Below are 24,819 nucleotides of genomic sequence, written 5' to 3'. Positions count from 1 at the left end.
CGGCGGCGGCGGCCTGGCCGCGGGATCAGCGCGCCCCGCAGCCGCCCGGCGACAGGCCCTCGACGACGGCGCGCGCGGATCGCTCCCAGCGCGCGTAGTGGTGGGGGTCGGCGTTGATCTGCACCGCGTGGATCGCCCGCGTGGGCTTCATGTCCTGCCACCCCTCGACCTCGGCGAGACGCGCGAAGAAGAGGGTCGCCGAGCGCGACGGATCCATCCGCTCATCGACCGAACCCCAGCCCTCCTGCTGCTGGAACAGCCCGATCGAGGTCGTGCGCGAGCCGTCGGGATTGCGCACGCCCGAGGTCTCCCAGTCGCCGTAGTCGATGTTGCGCAGACCCGACTCCCCCATCGCCGCCATCACACCGAGCACCTGCGCATCGGCGCCGAAGCCGACAGCGGTGGCGGCATCCATGATCGCGGCGGCGTTCTCGAGCTGCACGCCCCGGTACCCGGCGATGGATGCTGCCGCCCCCTCGCCCGCGACGCACGACGCCGCCGAGCTCCGGGTCGACGACACGATCTCGGCCGTGCCGAGCGCCAGCGCCCCGGCGGCCACGAGGGCCACCGCGATGCCGACGTTGGTGCGTGCCGCACCGGACCTGCGCCTACCCATCGACCCACCCCACCGCACGCACCTCGATGTTCGCTGAGCGGCCGGGCCGCCCGATGCCGGGCTCAGCGGGCGAGCGACTCCCAGTCGACCTCGATCATGCCCTCGTGGGTGCGCGAGATGCGTGCCGGCAGCACCGCGCCGACGGGAGGGAGGCGACGGGTGTCGAGCACGACCACGAGGGGCTGGGTCTTCTCCTCGATGCCGAGGGCCGACACCTGCGCCTGCACCGTGAGCTCCTGATACCGGGCGTGCCCCGTGGGCGCGGAGACCGACACGACGCGGATCGCGCCGTGCGCGGCATCCGCCATCGGGTCGCGCGTGATGCGCTCGAGCTGTTCCGCGGCCTCGCCGACCCATTCCTCCATGCCGCGAGCCTAGCCGCCACCGCGTCCGCCCCCACCGCCCGCACTCCGTGGTCGCCGCCGCCGGGTTCCACCGTGGCCGCGTCAACCCCGCCCTCGCCGCGCGTGGGGCGTGACAGCATGACGGCATGAGAGCCTTCCGCTGCCGCGTGTGCGCCAACCCGCTGCACTTCGAGAACTCGGTGTGCGTCTCGTGCGGCTCCGACCTCGCCTTCTCGCGCACCGAGGTCGACATCGTGCCGATCGTGGCCGGTCGGTACACCGACGCCGACGGTGCGACCTGGCACATCTGCCGCAACCTCGGCCTGTCGGGATGCACCTGGCTCGCCGCGACGCCGGGCGGGCAGTGCGTCAGCTGCGACCTCACCCGCACCCGCCCGAACGACGCCGACGCGCGCGGCATGCGCAGCTTCCAGATCGCCGAGCGCGCCAAGCGCCGCCTGATCGTCGACCTCGACCGGCTGGGCTTCGAGATCGAGTCGCGCCGCACGAATCCGACGACCGGCCTGTGCTTCGATCTGCTCTCGGACACGCACGAGGACGTCGTCACCGGTCACGACCAGGGCGTCATCACCATCAACCTCGCCGAGGGCGACGACGCGTATCGCGAACGGGTGCGGGTGCGACTCGACGAGCCCTACCGGACGATGCTCGGGCACTTCCGTCACGAGATCGGCCACTACATCCAGTGGCGGCTCGTCGAGGCGGCGGGTGGCAGCATCCTGGATCGCGCCCGCGCGCTCTTCGGCGACGAGCGCGCCGACTACGAAGAGGCGGTGAACCGGCACTACGCCGACGGTGCGCCGGCCGGATGGCCGGGCTCATTCATCAGCGCCTACGCGACGATGCACCCGTACGAGGACTTCGCCGAGACCTGGGCGCACTACCTGCACATCTGCGACACGATCGAGACGTCGACCGCCTACGGGCTCGCCGAGCCGGTGGCGCTCGAGGATGTCGTCGCCTTCCGCGACGTCGTGACGCGCGTGTGGATCCCCCTCTCGATCGCCTTGAACATGGTCAACCGCTCCATGGGCAAGGACGACCTGTACCCCTTCGTCATCCCTGCGCCCGTGCTCGACAAGCTCGACTTCGTCGCGTCGCTGCGGCCGGGGGCGGGTCAGTAGCGGTCGAGGATGTCCTTCATCTGATCGATCTCCTCCAGCTGCGTCTGGACGATCGTGTCGCAGAGCGCGATGATCTCGGGATCGGTGATGTCGGACTGCTCGCACACGAGCACGGCGCGCGAATGATGCGGGATCATCGACTTCAGAAACTGCTCGTCTCCGACGAACACGCCGCCCCGACCGAGGAGCAGCGCCGTGACGAACAGCGCGACGAAGCCGGCCAGGAGCGCGATGTTGATCCACAGGCGCGGGAACATCGACCACATGACAAGCACCATGATGATCCCCATCGGGGCGACCATGATCAGGGCCATGTAGAAGTTGGACAGGTTCCAGTAGTAGTCATCGATCACCCAGATCATCGACATCGTGAGCACCCACATCACGAGGAGGCTGATCGCGAGCGAGATGGCGAGCTTGCCGTAGCTGTTGATGCGCGGCGCCTTCGAGTGATCGGATGCCGACCCCCGGTCGGCGGTGCTGTCGGACATGATGTCTCCCTTCTCGAAGCACGCCACGGTACGCCCGTCGCGGCCGCCGGATCATCCCCGTTGCGACGGGATCGAGCGGCTGGTAGGGGCTCGCGGATCCGCGCCGCGCGCGACCCTTCGCCGAAACACCCGTGTGGCAGGATAGGCAACGCCGCAAAAGGCAACCGAACGACGCCGCATCGCACGCACCGCTCTTCCCCACAACTCCCCCCACCGGAGCAGCAGGCGACGCCCGAAGGGACCCCGTGGAGCTCAGCGACTACATCCGCATCCTGCGCAAGAACTGGCTCGTGATCGTAGCCCTGACCCTGCTCGGGATCGGGGCCGCCGCGGCATACAGCCTGACCCGCGAACCCGTGTACGAGGCCTCCAGCCAGGTGTTCGTCTCGAGCCAGGCCGGGTCGACGGTCGCCGAGCTGCAGCAGGGCAACACCTTCACGCAGGCGCGCGTGACGACGTACGTCAACCTCGTGAACACGCCCATCGTGCTCAACCCCGTCATCACCGAGCTCGACCTCGAAGACACGACCGCAGCATCCCTCGGCGCCCAGGTCAGCGCGACCAGCCCGCTGAACACCACGATCATCCAGGTTTCGGTGGCCGACCCCGACCCCGTACTGGCCGCCGACCTCGCCAACGCGATCGCGGCGAGCCTGACCAGCCAGGTCGAGGACCTCGAGACGCTTCCCGACTCCGACACGAGCCCCATCAAGCTCACGCGCGTCAAGGACGCCGAGGCGCCGTTCGTGCCCGTCAGCCCGAACGTGCCGCTCAACCTCGCCCTCGGCGCCCTCGTGGGTCTGGCGCTGGGCATCGGATTCGCGGTGCTGCGCACGGTGCTCGACACCCGCATCCGCGGCACCCGGGATGTCGAGCTCGTCACCGACCGTCCGATCATCGGCGCGATCCCCTTCGACCCGCGCGCGAAGGAGCGGCCGATCATCCTCAAGGAGGACCCGCAGAATCCGCGCAGCGAGGCCTTCCGCGCCCTGCGCACGAACCTGCAGTTCCTCGACATGGACGGCGGACACAGCTTCGTCGTCACCTCGAGCGTGCCCAGCGAGGGCAAGTCGACGACATCCGTCAACCTCGCCATCGCCCTCGCCGACGCCGGCAAGCGCGTCGTGCTCGTCGACGCCGATCTGCGCAAACCCAAGGTGCATGAGTACCTCGGCCTCGAGGGCGGCGCGGGCCTGACCGATGTGCTGATCGGCCGCGTGCAGCTGACCGATGTCGTGCAGCAGTGGGGCAACCGCTCGCTGTTCGTGCTGCCGGCCGGCAAGATCCCGCCCAACCCGAGCGAGCTGCTGGGCTCGCAGCAGATGCACGCACTGCTGGAGTCCTTCTCGCGCGACGTCGACGTCGTGATCCTCGACGCTCCCCCGCTGCTGCCCGTCACCGACGCGGCCGTGCTCGCCAAGCGCACGAGCGGCGCGATCGTGATCGTCGCCGCGGGTGAGACCAACCGCCACCAGCTCGAGGGCGCGATCGACGCGCTCGAGACCGTCGACGCGAAGGTCGCGGGCCTCGTGCTCACGATGGTCCCGACGCGCGGACCGGATGCCTACGGCTACGGCTATGGGTACGGCTACGGATACGGCGGCTACGGGTACTCGCAGGAGCCGGCCAAGACCGGCAAGGCACCGAAGACGCCGAAGTCGCCCGGGCCGCGGACGCGCCGCGGGCAGTCGGGGGCGCCGGGGGCGCCGGGTGCGTCCGGTGCGCCGGGGGCGCCGGGTGCGTCCGGTGCGCCGGGGGCGCCGGGTGCGTCGGGATCCCAGGGCCGCGACGGCGCGGCTGCCACGGCCGGGCAGCGCTCGCAGACGCCGTAGGGGACGCGATGCCCCGTCACCGCAGCAGCGCCCGCGCGCGCGCCAGGACGCGCCGCGCCCAGTGGATCAGCGTCGTCATCGTCGCGGTGCTCGCGATCGGCGTGATCGCGCTCGCCCTCCTCGCTCTCGACCGTGGCCGGCCCGATCCGATCGACACGGGCGCCGGCGCATCGGTCACCGCCTCGCCCTCGCCGAGCGCAAGCGACGCGGTGCCGAGTGCGTCGCCCAGCGCGGATGACAGCATCCCGACCCCGTCGCCCGTGCCCGCGCCGGTCGTCGCGCGGGCCGACGAGCGTTTTCTCACGCTCGGTACGGAGGGCGTGATGTGGCGGGCCACCGCGGGCGACTGCGTCGCGGGCACGACGCCGGTGATCGAGCGGTCGAACACCGGCGGGGACTCCTGGAACGACGTGACGCCGCTGTATCGCGACATCACGCAGGTCGCGCGCATCGATCCGCTCGCCGGCACGCAGGCGCAGGCTGTCGCGACGCTCACCGCCGAGTGCACGACGGAGGCACTGCGCACCTTCACGCAGGGACGCTTCTGGGAGCCCTACCCCGACGAGCTGGGCACGATGACCTTCATCGACCCGCTCGATGCCGGGGTTGTCGTGACGCCGGCGGGAGCTGTTGCGGCTCCGTGCGCGAATGCCCGCTCGCTGCGTGAGGACGACGTGGTCGCCCTGATCTGCGACGGCGCCGTGCACACCCTCGACGGCTCGGCCTGGGTCGACACGGGGCTGCGGGATGCTGTCGCCCTCGCCGTCGCCGGGACCTCGGTCGTTGCGGCGCAGACGAGCGCGACGTGCGCGGGCGTGACGGTCGGCGGTACCTGCGTGGAAGGTGCGGATCCGGCGGCGCCGACAGCGCTGGCCTCGGACGGCGCGCGGGTGTGGATCTGGAACGGCGAGCTGCTCACGACCGTGGGGTGAGTGCGCCGGGGTGGCGCCGGGGTGGCGCCGAGCGCACGGGATGTCGCCGAGTGCACGACGTGGCGCCGACGACATCCCGTGCACTCGACGACATGTCGTGCACTGGCGGGCAGCTAGGCAGGGCGGCGGGGTGGTATCAACGAAGGATGCTGATCCTCACGGGCGCCGAGCGCCTCATGATCGATGGGGCCACCGAGCGCGACGGCGACCTTGTGATCGCCGACGGCCAGGTGGTCGACGCGGCGCCGACCGCGGCGACCCTGACGCAGACTCTCGATGCAACCGGATGCGTCATCACGCCCGGGCTCGTGAACGCGCACCATCATCTGCTGCAGTCGGGTTTCCGCACCCTGCCGGGTACGCGCGGCGTCGCGATGCGCGAATGGCTGCCCGCCATGGCCGCCGCGTATGCCGCCGCGGGCATCGACGCCTCGCTGACGGGCGCGACGGCCTCGATCGGAATCGCGGAGTCATTGCTGGCGGGCGTGACGACCGTTGCCGACCACCAGCTCAACTGGCCCGACCCCGGCACGAGCGCCGACCCCGTCGCCGATTCCGTCGCGATTGCGCGCGCCATCGCGGACGCCGCCGCGCGGCTCGGAGGGCGGCTCGTCTTCGTACGCGGCACGGCGCGTGATGACGCACACCTCGCGGCGGCCAGCGCCGACGCGATCGTGGCCGGACTGCTCGGCGAGGACCACACGGGGGGTGTCTCGGCCGATGGGGCGCTGCAGGTGGCAGTGGGGCCCGCGGGTGTGCACTCGGACCCCGAGGCGACGTTCCGCGCGCTCGGCGAGGTCGCACGCACGCACGGCCTGCGCCGGCGCACGCAGGCCAACGAGCAGGTCGACACCGAGATCGCGCTCGCCCGCTACGGTCGGCGCCCGCTCGAGCTGCTCGAGGAATGGGGATGGCTTGCTCCCGACGTCACGATCGCGCACCTGTGCGATGTGACGGATGCCGAGATCGGCATCCTCGCTCGCCACGGTGTGTCGGCGACCCACGCTCCCGGCTGCGACGTGCCGATGGGCTGGGGCATCGCGCCCGTCGCTCGTCTGCGCGAGGCGGGAATCACCATCGGCCTCGGCACGTCGGGGGGCGGCTCGAACGACGCCGGACACCTGCTCGCGGATGCGCGACTCGCAATGCAGGTTTCGGGCTTGGTGGGTCCGCCGCTGCCTGCGCGGGTCGTGCTCGAGATGGCGACGGCGGGCGGGGCGGCGGGACTCGGGCGCGACGACATCGGGCACCTGCGCCCCGGCGCGCGCGGCGACGCGTGCGTGTGGGACGTCTCGGGTGTGGCCGATGCGGGCGTGGCCGATCCCGTCGCGGGGCTGCTCTGGGCATCCCCGGGTCGTCGCCCCCGCCACGTGGTCGTCGGGGGTCGGGTTGTCGTGCGCGACTATCGCCTCGTCACGGCCGACGAGCCCGAGCTTGTCGCCGCGCTGCGCGCCCGCGTCGGGCGGTAGCGCAGCCGGGCCCGTGCTCGGTGTCGGGGCGTCGGGGCGTCGGGGCGTCGGGATGCCGGGATGCCGGATGTCGGGGCGTCGAAACCGCGCGCGCAGCGACGTTGGGGCGTCGAAATCACGTTGGGGCGCGGAGCAGCACGCCCCAACGTCGCGCTGACGCCCCAACGCCATCGGAGGGGCTCGATACAGAAGACATCGCGGGATGCCGGGATGCCGGATGTCGGGGCGTCGAAACCGCGCGCGCAGCGGCGTTGGGGCGTCGAAATCACGTTGGGGCGCGGAGCAGCGCGCCCCAACGTCGCGCTGACGCCCCAACGTCGCGGGAGGGCGTCGCCGGGCTCAGAGGTCGAGGACGATGCGCGGGCACGCCGCGCGCGAGACGCAGACCATCATCACGGCCGATTCCTCGCGCTCGAGCGGGGTCAGGATCGAGTCGCGGTGCTCGATCTCGCCCTCGAGCACGGGCGCCTCGCAGGTGCCGCACGTGCCGCGGCGGCAGCTCGAGAGCACGGGCGTCTCGGGCGACTGCGCGCGGATCGCATCCAGCACGGAGGTGTCGGGGTCGACGGTGACGACGGTTCCTGTCATGGCGAGTTCAACCTCGAACGGCTCCGTCCACACGGGGTCGCCGAACTCCTTCGCCTCGAACCGCTCGAGGTGCAGCACGTCCGGGGCACCGCAGAACGCCGCCTCCAGTGCCTCGAGGAGCCGGGCGGGTCCGCACGCGTAGACGGCAGCATCCACCCCGGCAGTCCCGGCAGCATCAGCAGATCCGGCAGACCCAGCGGATCCGGCAGCCCCGACAGATCCGACAGACCCAGCAGACCCGATAGACCCGGCGAGCGCCGCGACGTCGAGCCGCGCACCCTCGTCGGCGGCGTGCACCCGCACGCGCGTCGGGTAGAGCGCGGTCAGCTCGTCGACGAAGGCCATGCTCGCGCGGGAGCGGCCGGCGTAATCGAGGGTCCAGTCGGCGCCCGAAGCCTCGGCGGCGGCCACCATCGAGCGCAGCGGGGTGATGCCGATGCCGCCCGCGACGAAAAGGTAGCGCGCGCCCGCCGCGGGAGTGAACGGAAAGTGGTTGCGCGGCCCGCGCACGCGCAGGCGCCCGCCGACCTCGATCCGCTCGTGCAGTCCGACCGAACCGCCGCGGCCCGCGTCCTCGCGCAGCACGGCGACCCGCCACGTCGAACGGTCATCGCCGTCGCCGCAGAGGGAGTACTGCCGCTCGAGCGGCTCGCCACCCGGGCCGGCCGATGCCGCACCCGGCCCGAGCGGCCCCACACCCGGCCGGGCGGGCAGCATCACATCGATGTGCGATCCGGGCGTCCACGCCGGCAGATCGCGCCCGTTGGGTGAGACCAGATCGATCGCGAGCACGCCCTCGGCCAGTTCGGTGCGCCCGGAGACGACCAAGTCGCGCTCGACGTCGCTGAAATAACTCACGCACACTCCTCTGTCGACACCGCACTCACGGTAGAGCGATGACAGCGACCTCAACCGACAGCCGCCGCACGATTAACGAACCCGCAACACGTGTCGCCCGCGGCCGAAACACACCACGCGTTGAATGACTGTTGTTGGCCACGCCAACAACAGTGCCACGGACTCGACACCGACGCGAAAGGCGCTCCATGCTCCCCACCCGCCCCGCAGACCTGGCGCTCGGCCAGCAGATCGCGCGGCTCCGCGGCGTCACCCTGCCCGACGGCACGACAACGACACTCGGCATCGTCGACGGCGTCATCGGTGACACACCCCTCGGCGACAACAGCGGACTCCGCGACATCGCCTCGGCGCGCGGCGCCGACGTGAATGCCGAGGGGTGGATGCTGCTGCCGCCCGCCGCGGACCTGCACGCCCACATCGACAAGGCCTACACCTGGCGGCTGTTCGGCGAGCCCGAGGGATCGCTCGAGGATGCTGTGGCGTGCTGGCAGGAGCACGGGGCATCCCTGCGCGAGGAACAGATCGCAGCCCACGCCCGCCGCCAGCTCGATGCTGCGCTCCGGGCGGGCGTGACCGCCATCCGCACCCACGTCAACTATCACGAGGGGGCCGATCCCCTACGCGGGATCCGCGCCGTGATCGATGCCCGCGAGGACTACCGCGGTCTGGTCGACCTGCAGGTTGTCGCCATGCACGGACAGCTCATCGATGATGGCTTGGTTCGGGAGGCCATCGCCCTCGGCGTCGACCTCATCGGCGCCGCGCCGCACCTCAGCGACGACCCGCGCGCTGAAATCGACCGCGCGGCCACTCATGCCGAGGCCGCCGGCATCGGCATCGATCTGCACACGGACGAGACCCTCAACCCTGCGTCGCTCGACCTCGCCGACCTCGCCCGCCGCACGGCTGACTGGCCGGAACACATGACTCGGTCGGCGGGCCACTGCGTGAGTCTCGCGGTGCAGCCCGCCAACGTCCTCGCGGCCGTGCTCGATCTCGCGGCCGAGGCACGCGTGAGCATCATCACCAACCCGCTCACGAACCTCTATCTGCAGGGCTGGCAGCACCCGGTCGCGACGCCGCGCGCGCTGCCGCCCCTCGCTGCGATCCTCGACGCGGGCGTGGCGCTCGCCGCCGGCGGCGACAACGTGCAGGACCCGTTCAACCCGCTCGGCAATGGCGACATGATCGACGTCACCGCCGCGCTCGTGCTCGCCGGGCACCTCACCCCCCGCACAGCGTGGCGGGTCGTCGCCGCGGGACGCGACCTACTCGGGCTCCCGCGCGCAACCGGCGCCGCGGGCGATGCCGCCGACATGCTGCTCGTGCGCGCGAGTTCGGTGGCCGAGGCACTCGCCGAGCGGGCGCCCGACCGGATCGTCGTGCGCGCGGGCCATGTCGTCGCCACCCGAATCACGAGTTCGGCCGCCGTGGCCGTGCGCGAGAGAAGCGAGATCACCGCATGAGTCTCACAACGACTGCACCGACGCTGCGTCTGGACGGCGTCACGAAGGACTTCGACACCGGCACGCGTGCCCTCGCCGATGTCTCGCTGTCGGTGTCGCGGGGAGAGTTCGTCTCGGTCGTCGGGCCCTCGGGGTGCGGAAAGTCCACGCTGCTTCGACTGGCGTCGGGCCTTGATTCGATCAGCGCGGGCACCCTCGACGTGGATGCTGCCGTCACGAGCTTCGTGTTCCAGGACGCGACCCTGCTCGAGTGGCGCTCCGCGCAGAAGAACGTCGAACTCGTCGGCGAGCTGGCGGGGGTCCCTGCCGCGGAGCGCGCGGAGCGGGCGAGGGAGGCCCTGGCACTGGTCGGTCTCACGGGCTTCGAGAAGCAGCATCCCCGCGCCCTCTCGGGAGGTATGCGAATGCGCGTGTCGATCGCCCGCGCTCTCGTCGCGGAGCCCCAGCTCGCGCTCTTCGACGAGCCCTTCGGCGCGCTGGATGAGATCACCCGCCTGAAGATGCAGACGGAGCTGCAGCGCATCTTCCAGATGAAGTCGTTCGCGGCGATGTTCATCACCCACTCGATCTCGGAGGCCGTGTACCTCTCGAGCCGCGTGCTGGTCATGAGCGGACGGCCCGGCCGGATCGTCGAGGACATCGAACTGCCCTGGTCGTATCCCCGGCCGCCCGAGCTGCGCTACGACCCCGAGTTCGGCCGCATCGCCGGGCACCTCTCGAAGACCCTGGAGGAGCACTCGTGAGCGAGAAGACCCTGACCGCGCCTTCTGCCGCGGTCGCACCCGCCCCGGCCGCCGAGTCTGCTCCACCGGCACCGGGCGCCGCCCGCTCACTGTCCCGCACCGCGGGAGCGGCGAGTTCGCGGGCCCTGCCGATCGTGCTCGCGATCTTCGGCATCCTCGCGATCTGGTACGCGGTGTCGTACCTCCTGCTCAGCGAGGACCGCCGCTTCCTACTGCCTCCGCCGCACCAGGTATTCGCCGAGACGCTCGGCAACCCGCAGATCATCGGGCCCATGCTCGTCGCGCTCGGGCAAACGACCTCGGTCGCCCTCATCGGGCTGGCGCTGGCCGTCGTGATCGGGATGGGCTGGGCGATCCTCATGTCGCAGTGGCGCATCGCCGAGCGCGTGCTGTACCCGTACGCCGTGATCCTGCAGACGATCCCGATTCTCGCACTGACGCCACTCATCGGCATCTGGATGGGCTACGGCATCCCCGCTCGCATCGTCGTGTGCGTCATCATCGCGGTGTTCCCGATGATCTCGAACACCCTGTTCGGGTTGCAGTCCGCCGAGGCGAGCGCGCACGACCTCTTCACCCTGAACAAGGCGAGCAGATGGCAGCGTCTGACCAAGCTGCAGTTGCCCGCCGCGATTCCGTCGATCTTCACCGGCTTGCGCAATGCCGCCGGCCTCGCGGTGATCGGCGCGATCGTCGGCGACTTCTTCTTCCAGCAGGGCTCGCAGGGCATCGGCGGGCTCCTGCGCACCTACACCCTGCGGCTCAACATGGAGTCGCTGTTCCTCGCCATTATCTTCACCGCCCTGTTCGGCGTCATCGTCTTCTCGATCTTCGCCGCACTCGATCGCGCCGTCGTGGGCCGCCTCTTCGGCTGGAAGGGTCGCTGAGCCCGCCGGCGACCGAGCCGTCACCGCGGCGCACACCGCAGCAGCATCCCGCCCCTCATACCTGCACCGCACCGCACCCTGCCCGCACCACCATCTCTGGAGGAATCCCGTGTCGACACCATCCCCCGCCGCCCGCCTGCGGCCCGTCTTCGCCGCCGGCGCCGTGATCTCGCTCGCGGTGACCCTCGCCGCGTGCTCGAGCGAACCCGCGAGCGATGCCAGCAGCGCGCCCACCGAGGCCGCCCCCGCCGCCGAGGCCGGCGGTCCGCTCGATCTGTCGGAATCGTGCCCCGCCACGGTCGTCATGCAGCAGGACTGGCAGCCCGAGGCCGAGCACGGCGCCATGTACGCCCTCGTCGGCGACGACTATACGGTCGACACAGAGATGAAGACCGTCACGGGCACCCTGGTCGCCCAGGGCGTCGACACCGGTGTCGACATCGAGGTGCGCCCCGGCGGGCCGAACGTCAACTTCCAGCCGGTTCCGGCGCTGATGTACCTCGACACCGACATCCTGCTCGGTGCCGTCAACACGGATGCTGCCATCGTGGCCGCAGCGGATCAGCCGACCGTCGCGGTGACCTCGCAGATGACCTGGAGCCCCCAGATCCTGATGTGGGACCCGGAGAGCCAGAACGGCGCCGAGACGATCGAGGAGGCGACCGCCGACGGTGCCATCGTCGTCACCTCGGGCGATGTGATCCCGGCGCTGCTCGAATCACAGGGCATGATCGACCAGTCGCAGATCGACCTCAGCTACGAGGGCACGCCGCAGCGTTTCGTGTCGGACCCGACGATCCTGCAGCAGGGCTTCGCCACCGCTGAGCCCTACATCTACGAGAACGAGATCGCCGAGTGGGGCAAGCCGGTCGGCTTCCAGCTGCTGTCGGACATCGGCTACTCGATCTACCCCGAGCCGCTCGCGGTGCGCCCGGAGGCCCTGGAGGAGTACGGCGACTGCCTCGCCAAGCTCGTGCCGATCATGCAGCAGTCGCAGATCGACTTTCTCGAGGATCCCGCCGACACGATCGATCTGATCGTCGACCTCGTCGAGCAGTACGACACGGGCTGGACCTACTCGGCCGGCGTCGCGGAGTACTCGGTCGAGCAGCAGGTCGAGCTGGGCATCGTGCAGAACGATCCGGCATCGGGGGTCTTCGGCCAGTTCGATCCCGAGCGCATGCAGTCGATCCTCGATGACTTCGTGCCGTTCCTGATCGACTCGGGCTCGATCACCCAGTCCGACGCCGACGCCATCGAGATCGACTCGCTCTACACGAACGAGCTGCTCGACACGTCGATCTCGATGGACTGAGCGGAGGGCACCATGACGAGCGTCTCCCCGGCAGTGCGGCGCAGCATCCACCGCACCGCGCTGTCGGGCGGGGCGGCGTCTGCGCCTGCGCCCGCGTCTGCGCCCGCGTCTGCGCCCGCGTCTGCGCCCGCGTCCACGGCCTCGCGCCCCAGCATCCGCCCATGCATCGGCGTGTGCGTCGATCCGCGGATCGGCGCGAGGACTTTGCATCCGCGTGAGGACTCTTGTCGCGCAATCCTCCTCGCGCGGGCACGAAGTCCTCGCGCGGGCACGCGCACGCCGCGCCATGCACCGGACCCGCCGGGTGTGCCCGGATCAGAGCACGTCGGTGCGGCTCGCGGCGAAGGCGTCGAGCCGGTCGCCGAGCGCGACAGCCTCGCGTTCGCGGCGCGCGGAGTCCGCGGGGTCGCCGGCCGCCGACCCGCTCGTGAGATTCGCGCGGGCGGTCGCGGCCGCGGCGCGGACAGCCGCAGCGATCGTCCGCGCGGCGACGATCACATCGGGAAGCAGCCGCGGGTCGCCCCGGTCGGCGAGCGCGACCAGCACCTGCTGCAGGGGCGCCGCGATGCCGGCGATCGCGAGGCTCGCCTCGGTGGCTTCGCGCAGTGCTTCGGCCAGAACCATCTCGGAGCGCGCGTCCTCGGGCAGTCGGAACGCGGCGACAAGGGCCTCGGATGCTGCGGCATCGCGCTCGCCCGCGGCGAGAGCCTCCGCGCGACCCGACGCCGCCGCCGCGACGGCCGCGTCGCGTTCGTCCCCCTCCGGCGCATAGCCTGCGGCCATCTGGGTCACGGCCGCGCCGATCGCGAGGGTCGCGGCCGCGGCGGCTCCGCCGCCGGGCGAGGGAACGGGCGCGGCGAGGCGCTCGAGCCAGACGGCGAAGGTCTCGGCATTCGACTCGGTTTCGCTCATGGGCGCAGTCTAGGTGCGAGCGCATGCTGACACCTGCCGCCGTCCGACACGCGGACTGCCCGAAGACCATGACCTACGGACCCTGCGGCGGCGTCAACGCCGACGGCACGTGCGAAGTCGCACCGACGCCCTGCGTCTTTCTCGGCGACGCCCTGCCCGTCCGTTGGGACGGGGACGGTACCGGTGGCGGCGCCCCCTCGCGCAACACCGAGGCCGCCGCGGCCCTTGTGACCGGCACCGGCACCGGCAGACCGCACCCCGCGGTCGCGACGACTGCCGGCCGTGACGTCCTCGACATCCTGGCCCGTCGCCCGCTGATCATGACCGGGTTTCCCGCACGGGCGATGGTGCGCGACGACATCGCGCGCACGGCGGACGAGTTGCGGGGCCGTGCCGACGCCGTGCTCTCGGGCGACGCGGCCGGCTCGCGCACGCAGTATCCGCCCGCCTATCGGGCCGTACTGATGACGAACGCCGGAATGCGCGCGTGGATGGGCATCAACGCCCGCGATCGCAATCGCGTGGCGCTCGAGGGGGAGCTTGCGGCGCTGCAGGACATCGGCGTGGCCGGGGTGCACTGCGTCACAGGCGATCACACGCGCACGGGCGACCGGCCCGACGCTCAGCCCGTCTTCGATCTCGAGGGCACGACACTTCTCCCCCTGGCACGCGCACAGGGCCTCGCAACATCGTTCGCCGAATCACCGGACGCGCCTCCGGCCGCCCTGAGGGGACAGCGAGTGCGCGAGAAGGAGCAAGCGGGCGGGATGCTGTGTCTCACGCAGTATTGCGGCGACGCCGAGCACGTTGCCTCCTTCATCGAGCGGGGCAGGCAGGCAGGCACCGTCGCCCCTGTGCTGCCCGGCGTGCCGCTCGTGGTGGACCGCGCGGGAGCGGAACTGCTGGCCTCGTTCCACGCCGCGACGCTGCCGACCGGCTATGTGCACGCTCTGTTCGCGGCTCGCGATGTGCGTCGCGAGGGGATTCGCCTCGCGATCGAATACGGCCGCTCGCTGCTCGCGGTGCCCGGCGTGAGCGGGGTGGTCGTGGCGGGCGGAGTGCAGCCGGGCGATGAGCAGGCCTATGCGCGGGCACTGGCAACGGTGGCCGCCGAACTCGGCGGGGGCAGCTCGTGACCTGCGCGGCGCCGCGCGACACGAGGACATCCGCGCGACACGAGGACCATTGCCCCGTGAGAGTCCTCGCGGCGCGTCACACTCCTCGTCCCGGGCCGCCGGCGATGCGGATGCCGCGCACCAGAGGTCGCACGCGACCCTCCTCAGTTGTGCTGCTGCTCCTTGACCACGAGCACCCGGCACGTCGCGCCCTCGGGGGTGCGCCAGCGGTGGCGTATGCCGCTTTCGTAATACGTCGCGTCACCGGCGCGCAGGGCGACCTCGGCATCGGGAAAGACGACGATCAGCTCGCCCTCCAGCACATAGACGAACTCCTCCTCGGCGTGCTCCCACCACATGTCGTCGCCGTACGAACCCGAGAAGATCATCGGAAGGAACCGCGCGCGCTGCTCAGCGAGCACCGCGACGCGCCCCGACCCGGCGTCGACCGGCGACTCGGACGACTGACGGTAGACGTGGTAACTGCCGGCGGGCCGCTCCGGCGGGTCCTCGGTGAGCAGATCCTGCTGCGTGGTGCCGAGAGCGTTCGCGACGCGGAACAGCGAGACCATGCTCAGCCGCTCGAGGCCGCGCTCGACCTGGCTGAGGAACGAATGCGACAGCCCCGCCTCACGCGCCGCCTGCGTCAGCGTCATGCCGCGCCGTTTGCGCAGCTCTCGGATGCGGGCACCCAGCGCCCGCGCGGACGCGTCGACGTCCGCGGGCTCCGCGCCGGCGCGATCGATGCCATCCGTCATGGATGCAGAGTACCGGGCCACCCCCCGAGCCGCGGCGAGCGCCGGCGCCGGGTGCCCCACGCCGTCAGGAAAGGAAACGAATGAACCACCCCGACTACGCCGCCCTCGAGGCGGACCTGAACGATCTGCTCGGCCCCCGCGGAGTCAGCAGCGACATGCGGCAGCGGGAGAAGGCATCCGTCGACGGCGCGCGCATGTCGCCGATCATCGCCGAGCTGCTGCCGCTGGGAGTCGCCGACCTCGTCGCTTTTCCGACGACCGCCGACGAGATCGCGGCGGTCGTCGCCCTCGCCGTGCGGCACGGGGTGCCGGTCACCCCGCGCGGCAAGGGCACCGGCAACTACGGGCAGGCGATCCCGATGTCGGGCGGACTCGTCGTCGACACGTCGCGGGCGCGCACGATCGTCGGCATCGACGGCGACACGATCACGGCGGATGCCGGGGCCCCGATGAACGCGCTCGAACAGGCCGCGCGCGCCGAGGGTAAGCAGCTGTGGATCTACCCCTCGACCGTGCACTCCTCGATCGGCGGGTTTCTCGGCGGCGGGTCGGGCGGCACGGGAACGATCGCGCACGGCAGCAACGACATGGGCTTCGTCGCGGCGCTCGATGTCGTCACGCCCACCTCGGGCGGAGTGCTGCAGCACGTCGAGGGCGACGAGGCGCTCGGGTACGTGCACAACTACGGCACCGCGGGCATCATCGCGCGGGCGACCGTGCGGCTCGAGCCGCTGCAGGATTGGCGCGGCCTCTACGCCTCGTTCCCGGGCTTCGCCGGCTCCCTCTCGGTGCTGCGCACGCTCGGGCGCCTGCAGCCGGCCCCGCGCCTGGTGTCGGCCGACACCCCGCACATCACGGCGCAGCTGCCGCCCGACGACGCCTTCCCGGCGGGACGCAGCTCGCTGCGCATGATCGTCGACGCGTCGCTCGTGGCCGAAGCCACGGCGATCATCGAGGCCGCGGGCGGCCGCATCGAGGACGTGCGCGAGGGCCCCGGGGTCTCGTCGGCGATCTCGGTGCTCAGCTACAACCACCCCATCGAGTGGCTGCAGAAGTCCGAGCCGGGCGTCTACTTCCACGTCGAGGTCTCGGGCGACGCGCTCGTGGACCGCATCGACGAGGTGCACGCCGTCTACCCCGGCGGCATGCTGCACATCGAGGCCGGTCACACCGTGCCGATCGGCATGCTCGCGGGCATCTACGAGAGCCCGGATGCTGTCTACGACGGCATCCACAGACTCAATGATCTGGGGGTCGGGGTGCACAACCCGCACCAGTGGAACGTGGACTTCCGGCTCGCGCAGACGGTCGAGCTCGCCGCCGTGACCGACCCGGCCGGGCTGCTGAACCCCGGCAAGCTCAACCCCGCCTACGCGGGACCCACCAAGGGCGCGATCCGGTGAGCGCGCCCTTCGTGCCGGTGACGCGGCGCTGGGCCGACCTGTCGGGTCCCGCGCTCGTGGCCGCGACGTCGGAGCGCTCGATCGCCGTCGTGCCGATCGGGGCGATCGAGCACCACGGTCCGCACCTGCCGCTGCGCACCGACGCCCTGGTCGCCGAAGCGGTGGCCTCGGCCGCGGTGGAGCGGGTGGCAGCATCCGGAATCGATGCCTGGCTGCTGCCGACGATCGAGTACGCCAAATCCGACGAGCACTACTGGGCCCCGGGCACGCTGTGGGTCGAGGGCACGACGCTGCTCGATCAGCTGGTCGAGATCGGCCGTTCGATCGCGATGACGCCGGTGCGCACGGTCGCGTTCGTGAACGGGCACGGCGGCAACGTCATGCTGCTCGGCTGGGCCAACCGCGAGCTGCGGCGCCGGTTCGGGCTGCGCTCGTTCTCGATGCCCGCGGGAGCCGGGGTGGCGGGCGACGGCCTGGACGGGCGGCCGGACGAACTCGGCCAGGGCATCCACGCAGGCTTCGGCGAGACCTCCGTCGTCATGCACCTCGCGCCGCACCTCGTCGCGCCCGAGATGCCGCCGCGCAACGTGCCCGAGAAGATCGCGGGCATGACGCACATCGGGTTCAACCGCAAGCCGGTGATGTTCGGCTGGACGAGCGACGATTTCGGTCCCACGGGCGTGATCGGCGATCCGACCGGGGCGAACGCCGAGGTGGGGCGGATGATCTTCGAGAGCGGCGTCGACTTCGTCGCCGAGGCGTTGGTCGAGATCGACGGCTTCGAGTTCGGGTAGGGGCTCTTCATGGATACGCTTGCCGGTCGGCTCGTCGTCGACGTGCCGCAGATCGATCGCCGGGTCGACCCGGTGCAATCCGATGTGCCGTGGGAGGACCCCGCCGCGCTCGCCGCCGCGTGGCTGCCGGGCGAGGGCGAGGAGCGCATGCTCATGACCCTCACGACGGTGGATGCCGAGGGATTCCCGCGGTCGCGGACCGTCATGCTCAGCGAGTTCGACGGGGAGCGCTTCTTCTTCCACACCGACGCGGCGAGCCGCAAGGTCGTGGACCTCGCCGCGAACCCGCGCGTATCGCTCGCGATGCTGTGGCCGGGATTCTCGCGGCAGATCATCGTGCAGGGCACCGCCGAGGTCGCGCCCGCCGAGGAGGTCGCTCACGCGTACGCCCGGCGCTCGCCGTATCTGCAGCAGCTGGCGTGGATGAACACGGCCGAGTTCGCCGCGCTGCCGCTCGCGGAGCGCGAGGCGCGGTGGGCGGCGTTTGCGGAGCAGCATCCCGAGCCGGCGCAGCCGGAGGGGTGGGTCGGATACGCCGTGACGCCGCACCGAGTCATGTTCTGGGTGTCGCATCCCGAGGCCGCGAGCCGGCGCGTGGAGTTCACGCGCGCAGGGTCGGGCTGGGCGCGGCGGTACCTCCCGGGGTAGCACGGGTTCTGCCGCCGAATGCACGACGTCTCGTCGAGTGCACGAGGTATCTGCCACCAGCATCCCGTGCACTCGACGACATGTCGTGCGTTCGCGGGCGCCCAGGGGCGTGCGGGCGCGTGAACCTCCGCATGCTAATGTATGCACATGAAGACAGAGCGACTCCAGGTGCTCGTCGACGTCACGCAGCGGGAGCGACTCGAGCGCGCGGCGGCGGAGCGGGGAGTATCGGTCGCGTCGCTCGTGCGCGCGGCGATCGACGTCGTCTACCCGCCGCAGGCGACATCTCGGGCCAAGGCGGCAGCGGCCGTGCTCGCGGCTGATCCGATGCCCGCGCCCGTGGTCGATGAGCTGGTCGCAGAGCTCGATGAGCTGCGTGGTCGGCGCGCGTGATCCTGCTCGACACCACCGTGCTGCTGTATGCCGTCGGCGCGCAGCATCCCCAGCGGGAGCCGTGCCGCGCCCTCGTCGCCGCGGTCGGCGACGGCCGTGTCGCGGCGACGACGACGGTGGAGGTGCTGCAGGAGTTCGCGCATGTGCGGGCGCGTCGTCGCGGACGTGAGGACGCCGCCGCCTTGACCGCGAACTATGCGATCCTGCTCGCGCCGCTTGTGACCGTCGACGCCGATGATCTTGCGGGCGCGCTGCGCGTGTTCCGCGCGCACGAAGAGCTCGGCGCCTTCGATGCGGTGCTCGTGGCCGCCGCCCTCCGGCGCGAGCACATCACAGGACTCGTCTCTGCGGATCGGGCGTTCGCGGCGGTCGACGGCCTCGTTCACCTCGACCCGGGGTCGCCGGAGGATCTCTCGTCGCTCGGCCTGTGAGATCGGGGCCGCGGCGGACGGGGCCCTTCGACAGGCTCAGGGCTCGAGCGGGGCTCCCGAGCAGGCTCAAGGCCGGGCGGCTCAGCGGACGTGCGCCGCCAGGAACGTCGCGGCACGCAGCGTGAGCCGCGGTTCAGCGGCGCGCAAGCGCCGCGTCACAGCGACAGAATCGGCCGCGGCGGCAGCATCCATCTCGGCGAGCACCTCGCGCGCCCACATCAACGCGGCCTCCGGCGGCTGCCCCGCGGCCGGCTTCGCGCCGCCGAACAGCGCGTGCAGCCGCGCGCGGGGGTCTTCGCGGTCGCCGAAGATCTTTGCCGACCAGATGCTCTGCATGATGGATGCTGTCCCCTCTCTGCGGTGCCTTCGCACGAGGTTACGAAGCTCGATGCGGCCGCGGATCCGCCGCGCGACGGATTTCGGCGCCGTGCGCCCGGGCGATGCCCCCGCGAGTCGGCACGTTGTGTGGGCGATCGTTGCCCGGCAGGACATTTCATGCCAGGTCGGGTGCGGTGACAACGGTGACGACGCCGACGCCGTCGATTTCGGGAATGCCACTTCATCCGCACAGAGCCTGGCCTCACGAGCCGTCCCAGGCGTGAGGGCCACGTGGCAATCGATTCTCGGGCCCGCCGTGCGGCACGTCCGCTCACCACCCTCTGGGCGCGCCTCCTCCGAGTGCTGCGCTTTCGCAGGGTCTGGGCCGGCGACTTCCTCGATCTCCGGGACGCGTGGCCCGCCGCATGTGAGCGACACGAGGACTTCGGCGCCGTGCGAGGACACACGCGACACGAGAGTCCTCGCGCGGCGCAAAAGTCCTCGACCGTAGCGAGGCGCATCCGCGGCGCGCGGCGACATCGGCACGACCGGCGGTACGGAAGTTCATTTCCGGGACGGATGAGGCACCCCGTCTTCGTCGGATCGTGCATCTGCGCCTCCACGACCGCATGCATCCGCAGGCCGACCGCGGCGCGTACCCGAAGTGCGCGCGGCGACGCCTACGCGACCGCGCCGCGCACTCCCGTGGCGCGCCCCGCCGCAGCGCCCGCGAGGGCCGCGCCGACGGCGCGCACCGATCGCTCCAAGAGTTCGGGCGGCATCGCGAAATTGAACCTCACGTGCCCCTCCCCGCCGGGGCCGGTGTCGCGTCCGCTCGAGGCCATGACGCCGGCGTGCACACGGAGGAATCCAGCGGGATCGACATCCAGACCGCAGTCCCGGAAATCGAGCCACGCCAGGTATGTCGCCTCGGGCACGACGTAGCGCACGGTGGGCGCGTGCTCGGCGAGGAGGCGGCCGAGCAGGTGCCGGTTGGCGTCGAACATCGCGATCGTGTCGTCGAGCCAGTCGACCGAGCTGTTGTAGGCCACCCTCGCGGCAACGGCGCCCAGGATGCTGCCTTCCAGTCGTGGCACGATGTCACGCTCGATCCAGCGTCGCTGATCGACGTCCGAGGTGAGGATGAGCTGCGCGGACTTCAGGCCCGGGATGTTCCAGCCCTTCGATGTGGCCGTGGCGGTCACGGTGTGCGCGGCGGTCTCGGGCGAGAAGGCCGCGTACGGGTGGTGCCGAGCGCCGGGGTAGACGACGGGCGCGTGGATCTCGTCCGAGAAGACCCGGGCACCGTGCCGCTCGACGACGGCGGCCACGGCGCGTTGCTCCTCCGGCGTCATGACCTGGCCGAGCGGGTTGTGCGGATTGCAGAGCAGGAGCAGCCGGCCGCCCGCGGCGAAGGCCGCTTCGAGAGCCTCGAGGTCGATGCTCCACCGGCCGTTCTGCATGATGGATGCTGTCCTTCTCTGCGGTGCCTTCGCATGAGGTTACGAAGCTCGATGCGGCCGCGGATCCGCCGCGCGACGGATTTCGGCGCCGCGCGCCGCGCGATGCCCCGCGAGTCGGCACGATGTGTCGGCGATCGTCGCTCGGCAGGACATTTCGTGCCAGGTCGGGTGCGGTGGGGGCGGGGTCGCGGGCCGGTCGTATCGCCGCATCGGCGTTGGCGACGGCGGCGGCGCATCCGCTCCGGACAGACACAATTGTGCAATATTGCGCAGAATTGTACGCGACGACGTATAATTTCCACATGGAGCTGCAGCATCCATTCGCGGTGATCACCCCGACCGTCGACGGCGATGTGCTCGGCGTGCTCGCGGCGGCGCATTCGACATTCACGGTGGCGCAGAGCTCACGACTCATCGCACATCGATCACCCGCAGGCATCCGCCAGGCCATGAGACGGCTGGTCGAACAGGGGATCGTGCTCGAGCATCGGATCGGGCGCTCTGCGACCTACGAACTCAACGATGAGCACCTCGCCGCCGTGCCGATCCGCGCGCTCGCCGCGATGAAGAGCTCGCTTCTGGACCGCCTGCGTGCGGCCGTCGCCGACTGGCCGAACCCGCCCGTTTTCGGCGCGATGTTCGGATCGGCCGCGCGGGGGGACATGCGGGCGCAGAGCGACCTCGACATCCTGCTCGTGCGAGAGGCAGGCATGAGCGACGAGTCGTGGCTTTCTCACGTGGTGCGCCTCTCTGCGTCCGCTACCGCGTGGACGGGAAATGACGCGCGCATCGTTGATGTCACTGAGGATGACATCGACGATCCCTCGATACGCCCGCTTCTCGACGAGGTGCTGGCCGACGGGATCGCATTCACAGACGACTCTGGCTGGTTGACGCGCGTACTCCGCGCACAGCAGGCCGACATGCGTTCATGACACCCCGTCCGACCCGCACGCGGGCATGCGCCCCCTCGGACCGCGACGGGCGCCGAGCTCAGGCCGAGGGTTTCTGGCGCGACGCCGAGGACCTCGCGGCGCTCGCAACCGGCAGCCCCAACACGCTGGTGACGCTTTATGTGCACGCGGGAATCGCGGCCGCCGACGCCATCTGCTGCGCACGGTTGGGTGAGTACTCGACGTCGGGCAATCACAGCGACGCCGTCGCCTTGCTCACGCGCGCCGACGCGACTCTGGCACCCGCTCTGCAACGGCTGATCAGCGTGAAGAGCGCCGCAGGCTATGGGGCTATCTCTATGTCTTCGCAGCGGATCACCGACTCACGCAAAGCGGCCGAGCGACTCATCGCAGCACTTCGCCGCGTATAGCCCCGGCCGCAACCCGGGCATTGCGCGAGCGAAGCGAGACGAAACCGTCGAGCCCACGGCCGCTGAGCCTGTCGAAGCGCCGCCACAGACGCCCTTCGACAGGCTCAGGGCTCGAGGCGTTCCTCGACCGACCCAGGCCCGACCCGATCAGGCCTCGCGACGCGAGCGCATCCGACGCACCCACAGCAGCGCGCTGCCGAGCCCCAGCGCGACCAGCGCGCCACCCGCCGCCCACCACGCGGCCGCGCCGTTCGAACCCGTCGAGGCGAGCGAACCATCCGACGCCGACGACGCGGCCGTCACCGTGAGCGCCGCCGACACCGACTCGCCGGATGCTGCCGTCAGCACGATCCGATGAGCCCCCGGCATCGTGTCACCCGGCACCGTCACCCGCGCTGACAGCGCGCCGGCAGCGTCCGCCGCCACGGTCGCCAGCACAACGGGCGTCGAGCGCAGCTCGATCATCAGCGTCTCACCGGCCTCGAAGGCGGAGCCCGACACGCGAAGCGATCCGCCCGCAGCGATCGTGCCCGCCGACAGCGACACGGTCGCATCGGTCAGATCGACACCCGGCTCACCCGTGCCGGGCAGCTCGGGATCAGTCGGCGACGGCGAGGGCTCCTCGCCCGGGTCGCCCGGTTCCGAAGGCTGCTCAGTCCCGGCCCGACCGAGCTCGAACCGGTCGATGATCCACGGCTCGACATCCGGCGTACGCACGTCGTAGGCGTACGAGACGACCTCGCCGGCGCCGGTGTCGAGCATCGCGAACACCGCGAGGTCGTTGCTCTGCACGAACGGCTGCGGTTCGCCACCCGCGGTCGAGAACGGCGCGACGTTCGGCACGATCGGGTCGAGGCCGCCCGGGTTTCCTTGCGCGAGGTAGTTGGCGGCATCCCACGGCTCGGGAGGAAGGGGCCGCGATCGCCCGCTCAGCTCGTGATAGGCGCCGTAGCTGTTGCCGGTGTTCGAGGTCTCGAGATAGTTGACGCCGTTCTGCGACACGAACCGGTTCCACAGGTGCGAGTGCCCGTTGTGCACGAGGTCGACGCCCGACTGCTCGAGCAGCGGGGTCAGGTCGTTCAGCAGCATGTTGCCCGAGGCCGGGTACTCGTACCGCACGCCGATCAGTGCCCCCGAGTCGTCGCGCTCCTCGATGCGCACGGGGTCGGCGAACTGCGGCATGACATTGTCGCCGAGCCCCTGCGGGCCCTCGTGCAGCATCACGATGCGGTAGCGCGCGTCCTGAAAATCGTCGCTCGCCAGCTCGTCCTGCAGCCACTCGTACTGTTCGCTGCCGACGGCGAGCGATTCGAAGACGTGCTCGCCGTACCCCTGCGCGAGCGCGTCGTCGAGGGTGGATGCCGCCTCCTGATACCGCGACGATCCCGTGCGCTCCGCGGGGTCGGCGTTCGCGGTCGTGCCGCGCCAGATGCGCGTCGAGTAGAGCGAGACGAGCCGGATGTCGCCGAACGTCGTGGCGTAGTAGGTCTCGCCGCCCGGCGACCCCTCGGGCAGGGTGAAGACCTCTTCGTAGCTGGTTGTGCTGAAGGAGTTGTCCTCGATCCACTGCGCTGTGATGGCAGCATCCCCCGTCGGGTTGACCGAGGCGGCGACCTTCTCGTACTCCTGCTCGGCGATCGCGCGCGGCACGGCGGCGTTGTAGCTTGCGCCGATGCTCGCCATGCCGTCGATGCGGCCCTGCACCTCGTGGTTGCCGACCGCCGGGAACAGAGGCGCGTTCTGCACGATCTCGCCGCCCGAGTAGACGGCGATGTTGTTGTTGTCGGCGCGTCCACCGTTGCCCTGGAGCGCCGCGAAAAAGGCGCTGCCGCGGGTGTCGTCGAACCACTCCGACGCCCGGTCGGGCTGGTTGACGAGGTCGCCCGCGAGGAACACCGCGTCGATCTGCCCGATGGTCTCGGCGGCCTTCTGCAGGTTCGCGGCGGTGTTGGCCATGGCCTGGTGGTCGCTCGTGAGCAGCACCTTGAGCGGGTCGCCGGGCTGCGGCAGGGGCGCGAGCGAGAAGGTCCCCGAGACCGCGGCCTCGTCGCCGTCAACCGAGACGACGCGATAGGCGGCACGCTCGCCCGGGGCGAGTCCGGTCACGTGTGCCTCGTGCCGCCACACGTCGCGGGCGACGATGCCCTCTTCGGGTGTCGGCGGGGTCGCGAGGCGCGAGCCGCTGTCTTCGGCGAAGCGCGAGTAGCTCGTGGTGTCGGCGGCGAACGCCTGCACCCCCGTGAACGGCTGACCGGATGCTGCGCTCATCGCCTCGGCATCCGTCAAGGCCGCGACGCCCGGGCCGACGAGCGCGACGTTCGCCGTGCCGGCGAACTCGGTGTTCCACACGACGCGGACATCGTCGGCGCCGGGCAGCTGCAGGTAGGGGTCGCTGAGCAGGGGCAGGGTGCCGCTCGGGTCGGTGCTGGCGGCGGTCGCTGCCGACGCGGCGGGCGTGACGCCGATCGCCGAGGCGGGCAGAAGGGTCGCGGTGAGAGCGAGGCACATGGCGGCTCCCGTCGCGAGGGCGGTCGTTCGGTTGCGCATATCTCTTCTCTTCGGTCGCAGACG

The 24,819-nt window shown here is 71.0% G+C and carries 26 protein-coding genes; 16 read left to right on the top strand and 10 right to left on the bottom strand.

Features of this window, described 5'->3' with window-relative positions; translation table 11 throughout:
- Nucleotides 1-25 precede the first annotated feature (25 nt).
- Together AB2L57_RS04450 and AB2L57_RS04445 are read right to left on the bottom strand one after the other, a co-directional pair.
- Nucleotides 26-616, bottom strand: coding sequence for a hypothetical protein (locus tag AB2L57_RS04450; protein ID WP_292813414.1), 591 nt, complete (start codon nucleotides 614-616; stop codon nucleotides 26-28).
- A 62-nt stretch (nucleotides 617-678) separates the two neighbouring features.
- Nucleotides 679-981, bottom strand: a complete 303-nt coding sequence (locus tag AB2L57_RS04445; protein WP_292813417.1) for a hypothetical protein — start codon at nucleotides 979-981, stop codon at nucleotides 679-681.
- Between the two features lie 125 nt (nucleotides 982-1,106).
- Between AB2L57_RS04445 and AB2L57_RS04440 the strand changes: the two genes are divergently transcribed.
- Nucleotides 1,107-2,105 carry a putative zinc-binding metallopeptidase gene (locus tag AB2L57_RS04440; protein ID WP_409048184.1) on the top strand — a complete coding sequence of 333 codons (999 nt, stop codon included), beginning with the start codon at nucleotides 1,107-1,109 and terminating at the stop codon, nucleotides 2,103-2,105.
- Here the strand turns inward: AB2L57_RS04440 and AB2L57_RS04435 are convergent.
- On the bottom strand, nucleotides 2,099-2,596 hold the full coding sequence (locus AB2L57_RS04435) for a DUF305 domain-containing protein (protein ID WP_292811072.1): 498 nt from the start codon (nucleotides 2,594-2,596) through the stop codon (nucleotides 2,099-2,101). The two genes, AB2L57_RS04440 and AB2L57_RS04435, sit on opposite strands and share 7 nt — an antisense overlap.
- A 245-nt stretch (nucleotides 2,597-2,841) precedes the next feature.
- On the opposite strand from AB2L57_RS04435, the gene AB2L57_RS04430 reads away from it, so the two are divergent.
- From AB2L57_RS04430 to AB2L57_RS04420, 3 genes are all read left to right on the top strand, one after another.
- A complete protein-coding gene (locus AB2L57_RS04430) occupies nucleotides 2,842-4,428 on the top strand; it encodes a polysaccharide biosynthesis tyrosine autokinase (RefSeq protein WP_292811069.1) in 1,587 nt (528 codons plus the stop codon).
- 8 nt (nucleotides 4,429-4,436) lie between these two features.
- Nucleotides 4,437-5,360 carry a hypothetical protein gene (locus AB2L57_RS04425; RefSeq protein ID WP_292811067.1) on the top strand — a complete coding sequence of 308 codons (924 nt, stop codon included), beginning with the start codon at nucleotides 4,437-4,439 and terminating at the stop codon, nucleotides 5,358-5,360.
- Nucleotides 5,361-5,506: 146 nt separating this feature from the next.
- Nucleotides 5,507-6,829 carry an amidohydrolase family protein gene (locus AB2L57_RS04420; RefSeq protein WP_292811065.1) on the top strand — a complete coding sequence of 441 codons (1,323 nt, stop codon included), beginning with the start codon at nucleotides 5,507-5,509 and terminating at the stop codon, nucleotides 6,827-6,829.
- A gap of 339 nt (nucleotides 6,830-7,168) precedes the next feature.
- Here the strand turns inward: AB2L57_RS04420 and AB2L57_RS04415 are convergent, their stop codons facing one another.
- Nucleotides 7,169-8,275, bottom strand: coding sequence for a PDR/VanB family oxidoreductase (locus AB2L57_RS04415; RefSeq protein WP_409048183.1), 1,107 nt, complete (start codon nucleotides 8,273-8,275; stop codon nucleotides 7,169-7,171).
- A 188-nt stretch (nucleotides 8,276-8,463) separates the two neighbouring features.
- Here AB2L57_RS04415 and AB2L57_RS04410 point away from each other — a divergent pair, with 188 nt between their 5' ends.
- The 4 genes from AB2L57_RS04410 to AB2L57_RS04395 all read left to right on the top strand — a co-directional run bounded on the left by AB2L57_RS04410 (nucleotide 8,464) and on the right by AB2L57_RS04395 (nucleotide 12,689).
- Nucleotides 8,464-9,744, top strand: a complete 1,281-nt coding sequence (locus AB2L57_RS04410; protein ID WP_409048182.1) for an amidohydrolase family protein — start codon at nucleotides 8,464-8,466, stop codon at nucleotides 9,742-9,744.
- The gene (locus tag AB2L57_RS04405) at nucleotides 9,741-10,487 is read left to right on the top strand and encodes an ABC transporter ATP-binding protein (protein WP_292811059.1); all 747 of its coding nucleotides are present in this window, start codon (nucleotides 9,741-9,743) and stop codon (nucleotides 10,485-10,487) included. Before AB2L57_RS04410 ends, AB2L57_RS04405 begins: the two co-directional genes overlap by 4 nt.
- On the top strand, nucleotides 10,484-11,374 hold the full coding sequence (locus AB2L57_RS04400; RefSeq protein ID WP_292811057.1) for an ABC transporter permease: 891 nt from the start codon (nucleotides 10,484-10,486) through the stop codon (nucleotides 11,372-11,374). Before AB2L57_RS04405 ends, AB2L57_RS04400 begins: the two co-directional genes overlap by 4 nt.
- A gap of 109 nt (nucleotides 11,375-11,483) precedes the next feature.
- Complete coding sequence (locus AB2L57_RS04395) at nucleotides 11,484-12,689, top strand: hypothetical protein (protein ID WP_292811055.1); 1,206 nt, start codon at nucleotides 11,484-11,486, stop codon at nucleotides 12,687-12,689.
- Here AB2L57_RS04395 and AB2L57_RS04390 read toward each other — a convergent pair.
- Both AB2L57_RS04390 and AB2L57_RS04385 read right to left on the bottom strand, forming a co-directional pair.
- Entirely contained in the window at nucleotides 12,647-12,844 is a 198-nt protein-coding gene (locus AB2L57_RS04390; protein ID WP_409048181.1) for a hypothetical protein, read from the bottom strand. The genes AB2L57_RS04395 and AB2L57_RS04390 overlap by 43 nt on opposite strands.
- Nucleotides 12,845-13,004: 160 nt before the next feature.
- Nucleotides 13,005-13,601 carry a cyclodeaminase/cyclohydrolase family protein gene (locus tag AB2L57_RS04385; protein ID WP_292811051.1) on the bottom strand — a complete coding sequence of 199 codons (597 nt, stop codon included), beginning with the start codon at nucleotides 13,599-13,601 and terminating at the stop codon, nucleotides 13,005-13,007.
- 23 nt (nucleotides 13,602-13,624) lie between these two features.
- Here AB2L57_RS04385 and AB2L57_RS04380 point away from each other — a divergent pair, with 23 nt between their 5' ends.
- On the top strand, nucleotides 13,625-14,737 hold the full coding sequence (locus AB2L57_RS04380; protein ID WP_409048180.1) for a methylenetetrahydrofolate reductase C-terminal domain-containing protein: 1,113 nt from the start codon (nucleotides 13,625-13,627) through the stop codon (nucleotides 14,735-14,737).
- Between the two features lie 143 nt (nucleotides 14,738-14,880).
- Here the strand turns inward: AB2L57_RS04380 and AB2L57_RS04375 are convergent, their stop codons facing one another.
- Nucleotides 14,881-15,474: a helix-turn-helix domain-containing protein gene (locus tag AB2L57_RS04375; protein WP_292811047.1), complete on the bottom strand. Its 594-nt coding sequence runs from the start codon at nucleotides 15,472-15,474 to the stop codon at nucleotides 14,881-14,883.
- A gap of 80 nt (nucleotides 15,475-15,554) precedes the next feature.
- On the opposite strand from AB2L57_RS04375, the gene AB2L57_RS04370 reads away from it, so the two are divergent.
- The 5 genes from AB2L57_RS04370 to AB2L57_RS04350 all read left to right on the top strand — a co-directional run bounded on the left by AB2L57_RS04370 (nucleotide 15,555) and on the right by AB2L57_RS04350 (nucleotide 19,143).
- Nucleotides 15,555-16,877, top strand: coding sequence for an FAD-binding oxidoreductase (locus tag AB2L57_RS04370; protein ID WP_409048179.1), 1,323 nt, complete (start codon nucleotides 15,555-15,557; stop codon nucleotides 16,875-16,877).
- Nucleotides 16,874-17,671, top strand: coding sequence for a creatininase family protein (locus AB2L57_RS04365; protein WP_409048178.1), 798 nt, complete (start codon nucleotides 16,874-16,876; stop codon nucleotides 17,669-17,671). Before AB2L57_RS04370 ends, AB2L57_RS04365 begins: the two co-directional genes overlap by 4 nt.
- 9 nt (nucleotides 17,672-17,680) lie before the next feature.
- On the top strand, nucleotides 17,681-18,319 hold the full coding sequence (locus AB2L57_RS04360; protein WP_409048177.1) for a pyridoxal 5'-phosphate synthase: 639 nt from the start codon (nucleotides 17,681-17,683) through the stop codon (nucleotides 18,317-18,319).
- Between the two features lie 147 nt (nucleotides 18,320-18,466).
- The gene (locus AB2L57_RS04355) at nucleotides 18,467-18,712 is read left to right on the top strand and encodes a hypothetical protein (protein ID WP_292811039.1); all 246 of its coding nucleotides are present in this window, start codon (nucleotides 18,467-18,469) and stop codon (nucleotides 18,710-18,712) included.
- The gene (locus AB2L57_RS04350; protein ID WP_409048176.1) at nucleotides 18,709-19,143 is read left to right on the top strand and encodes a type II toxin-antitoxin system VapC family toxin; all 435 of its coding nucleotides are present in this window, start codon (nucleotides 18,709-18,711) and stop codon (nucleotides 19,141-19,143) included. Before AB2L57_RS04355 ends, AB2L57_RS04350 begins: the two co-directional genes overlap by 4 nt.
- A gap of 81 nt (nucleotides 19,144-19,224) precedes the next feature.
- Here AB2L57_RS04350 and AB2L57_RS04345 read toward each other — a convergent pair whose 3' ends face one another.
- Entirely contained in the window at nucleotides 19,225-19,479 is a 255-nt protein-coding gene (locus AB2L57_RS04345; RefSeq protein ID WP_409048175.1) for a hypothetical protein, read from the bottom strand.
- Between the two features lie 662 nt (nucleotides 19,480-20,141).
- Nucleotides 20,142-20,924, bottom strand: coding sequence for an aminotransferase class I/II-fold pyridoxal phosphate-dependent enzyme (locus tag AB2L57_RS04340; RefSeq protein WP_409048174.1), 783 nt, complete (start codon nucleotides 20,922-20,924; stop codon nucleotides 20,142-20,144).
- Nucleotides 20,925-20,929: 5 nt separating this feature from the next.
- Here AB2L57_RS04340 and AB2L57_RS04335 point away from each other — a divergent pair, with 5 nt between their 5' ends.
- Nucleotides 20,930-21,859 carry a nucleotidyltransferase domain-containing protein gene (locus AB2L57_RS04335; protein WP_409048173.1) on the top strand — a complete coding sequence of 310 codons (930 nt, stop codon included), beginning with the start codon at nucleotides 20,930-20,932 and terminating at the stop codon, nucleotides 21,857-21,859.
- The gene (locus AB2L57_RS04330; protein ID WP_292815678.1) at nucleotides 21,856-22,248 is read left to right on the top strand and encodes a hypothetical protein; all 393 of its coding nucleotides are present in this window, start codon (nucleotides 21,856-21,858) and stop codon (nucleotides 22,246-22,248) included. The genes AB2L57_RS04335 and AB2L57_RS04330 overlap by 4 nt, the downstream gene beginning before the upstream one ends.
- 147 nt (nucleotides 22,249-22,395) lie before the next feature.
- Here AB2L57_RS04330 and AB2L57_RS04325 read toward each other — a convergent pair whose 3' ends face one another.
- Nucleotides 22,396-24,795, bottom strand: a complete 2,400-nt coding sequence (locus AB2L57_RS04325; protein WP_409048172.1) for a metallophosphoesterase — start codon at nucleotides 24,793-24,795, stop codon at nucleotides 22,396-22,398.
- Between the last annotated feature and the right edge of the window lie 24 nt (nucleotides 24,796-24,819).

Origin of the sequence: Microbacterium sp. HA-8, from assembly GCF_046111165.1 — a bacterium.
Lineage (GTDB): Bacteria > Actinomycetota > Actinomycetes > Actinomycetales > Microbacteriaceae > Microbacterium.
Note: the sequence above shows the minus strand (reverse complement) of the source record. Positions and strands in the feature narration are given on the sequence as shown.

Coding starts and splice junctions, on each gene's coding strand:
- AB2L57_RS04355 (WP_292811039.1), top strand. CDS start 18,467: ATGAAGACAGAGCGACTCCAGGTGCTCGTCGACGTCACGCAGCGGGAG.
- AB2L57_RS04420 (WP_292811065.1), top strand. CDS start 5,507: ATGCTGATCCTCACGGGCGCCGAGCGCCTCATGATCGATGGGGCCACC.
- AB2L57_RS04330 (WP_292815678.1), top strand. CDS start 21,856: ATGACACCCCGTCCGACCCGCACGCGGGCATGCGCCCCCTCGGACCGC.
- AB2L57_RS04440 (WP_409048184.1), top strand. CDS start 1,107: ATGAGAGCCTTCCGCTGCCGCGTGTGCGCCAACCCGCTGCACTTCGAG.
- AB2L57_RS04425 (WP_292811067.1), top strand. CDS start 4,437: ATGCCCCGTCACCGCAGCAGCGCCCGCGCGCGCGCCAGGACGCGCCGC.
- AB2L57_RS04370 (WP_409048179.1), top strand. CDS start 15,555: ATGAACCACCCCGACTACGCCGCCCTCGAGGCGGACCTGAACGATCTG.
- AB2L57_RS04410 (WP_409048182.1), top strand. CDS start 8,464: ATGCTCCCCACCCGCCCCGCAGACCTGGCGCTCGGCCAGCAGATCGCG.
- AB2L57_RS04325 (WP_409048172.1), bottom strand. CDS start 24,795: ATGCGCAACCGAACGACCGCCCTCGCGACGGGAGCCGCCATGTGCCTC.
- AB2L57_RS04340 (WP_409048174.1), bottom strand. CDS start 20,924: ATGCAGAACGGCCGGTGGAGCATCGACCTCGAGGCTCTCGAAGCGGCC.
- AB2L57_RS04345 (WP_409048175.1), bottom strand. CDS start 19,479: ATGCAGAGCATCTGGTCGGCAAAGATCTTCGGCGACCGCGAAGACCCC.
- AB2L57_RS04435 (WP_292811072.1), bottom strand. CDS start 2,596: ATGTCCGACAGCACCGCCGACCGGGGGTCGGCATCCGATCACTCGAAG.
- AB2L57_RS04390 (WP_409048181.1), bottom strand. CDS start 12,844: ATGCTGGGGCGCGAGGCCGTGGACGCGGGCGCAGACGCGGGCGCAGAC.
- AB2L57_RS04380 (WP_409048180.1), top strand. CDS start 13,625: ATGCTGACACCTGCCGCCGTCCGACACGCGGACTGCCCGAAGACCATG.
- AB2L57_RS04360 (WP_409048177.1), top strand. CDS start 17,681: ATGGATACGCTTGCCGGTCGGCTCGTCGTCGACGTGCCGCAGATCGAT.
- AB2L57_RS04385 (WP_292811051.1), bottom strand. CDS start 13,601: ATGAGCGAAACCGAGTCGAATGCCGAGACCTTCGCCGTCTGGCTCGAG.
- AB2L57_RS04375 (WP_292811047.1), bottom strand. CDS start 15,474: ATGACGGATGGCATCGATCGCGCCGGCGCGGAGCCCGCGGACGTCGAC.
- AB2L57_RS04445 (WP_292813417.1), bottom strand. CDS start 981: ATGGAGGAATGGGTCGGCGAGGCCGCGGAACAGCTCGAGCGCATCACG.
- AB2L57_RS04450 (WP_292813414.1), bottom strand. CDS start 616: ATGGGTAGGCGCAGGTCCGGTGCGGCACGCACCAACGTCGGCATCGCG.
- AB2L57_RS04405 (WP_292811059.1), top strand. CDS start 9,741: ATGAGTCTCACAACGACTGCACCGACGCTGCGTCTGGACGGCGTCACG.
- AB2L57_RS04335 (WP_409048173.1), top strand. CDS start 20,930: ATGCTGTCCTTCTCTGCGGTGCCTTCGCATGAGGTTACGAAGCTCGAT.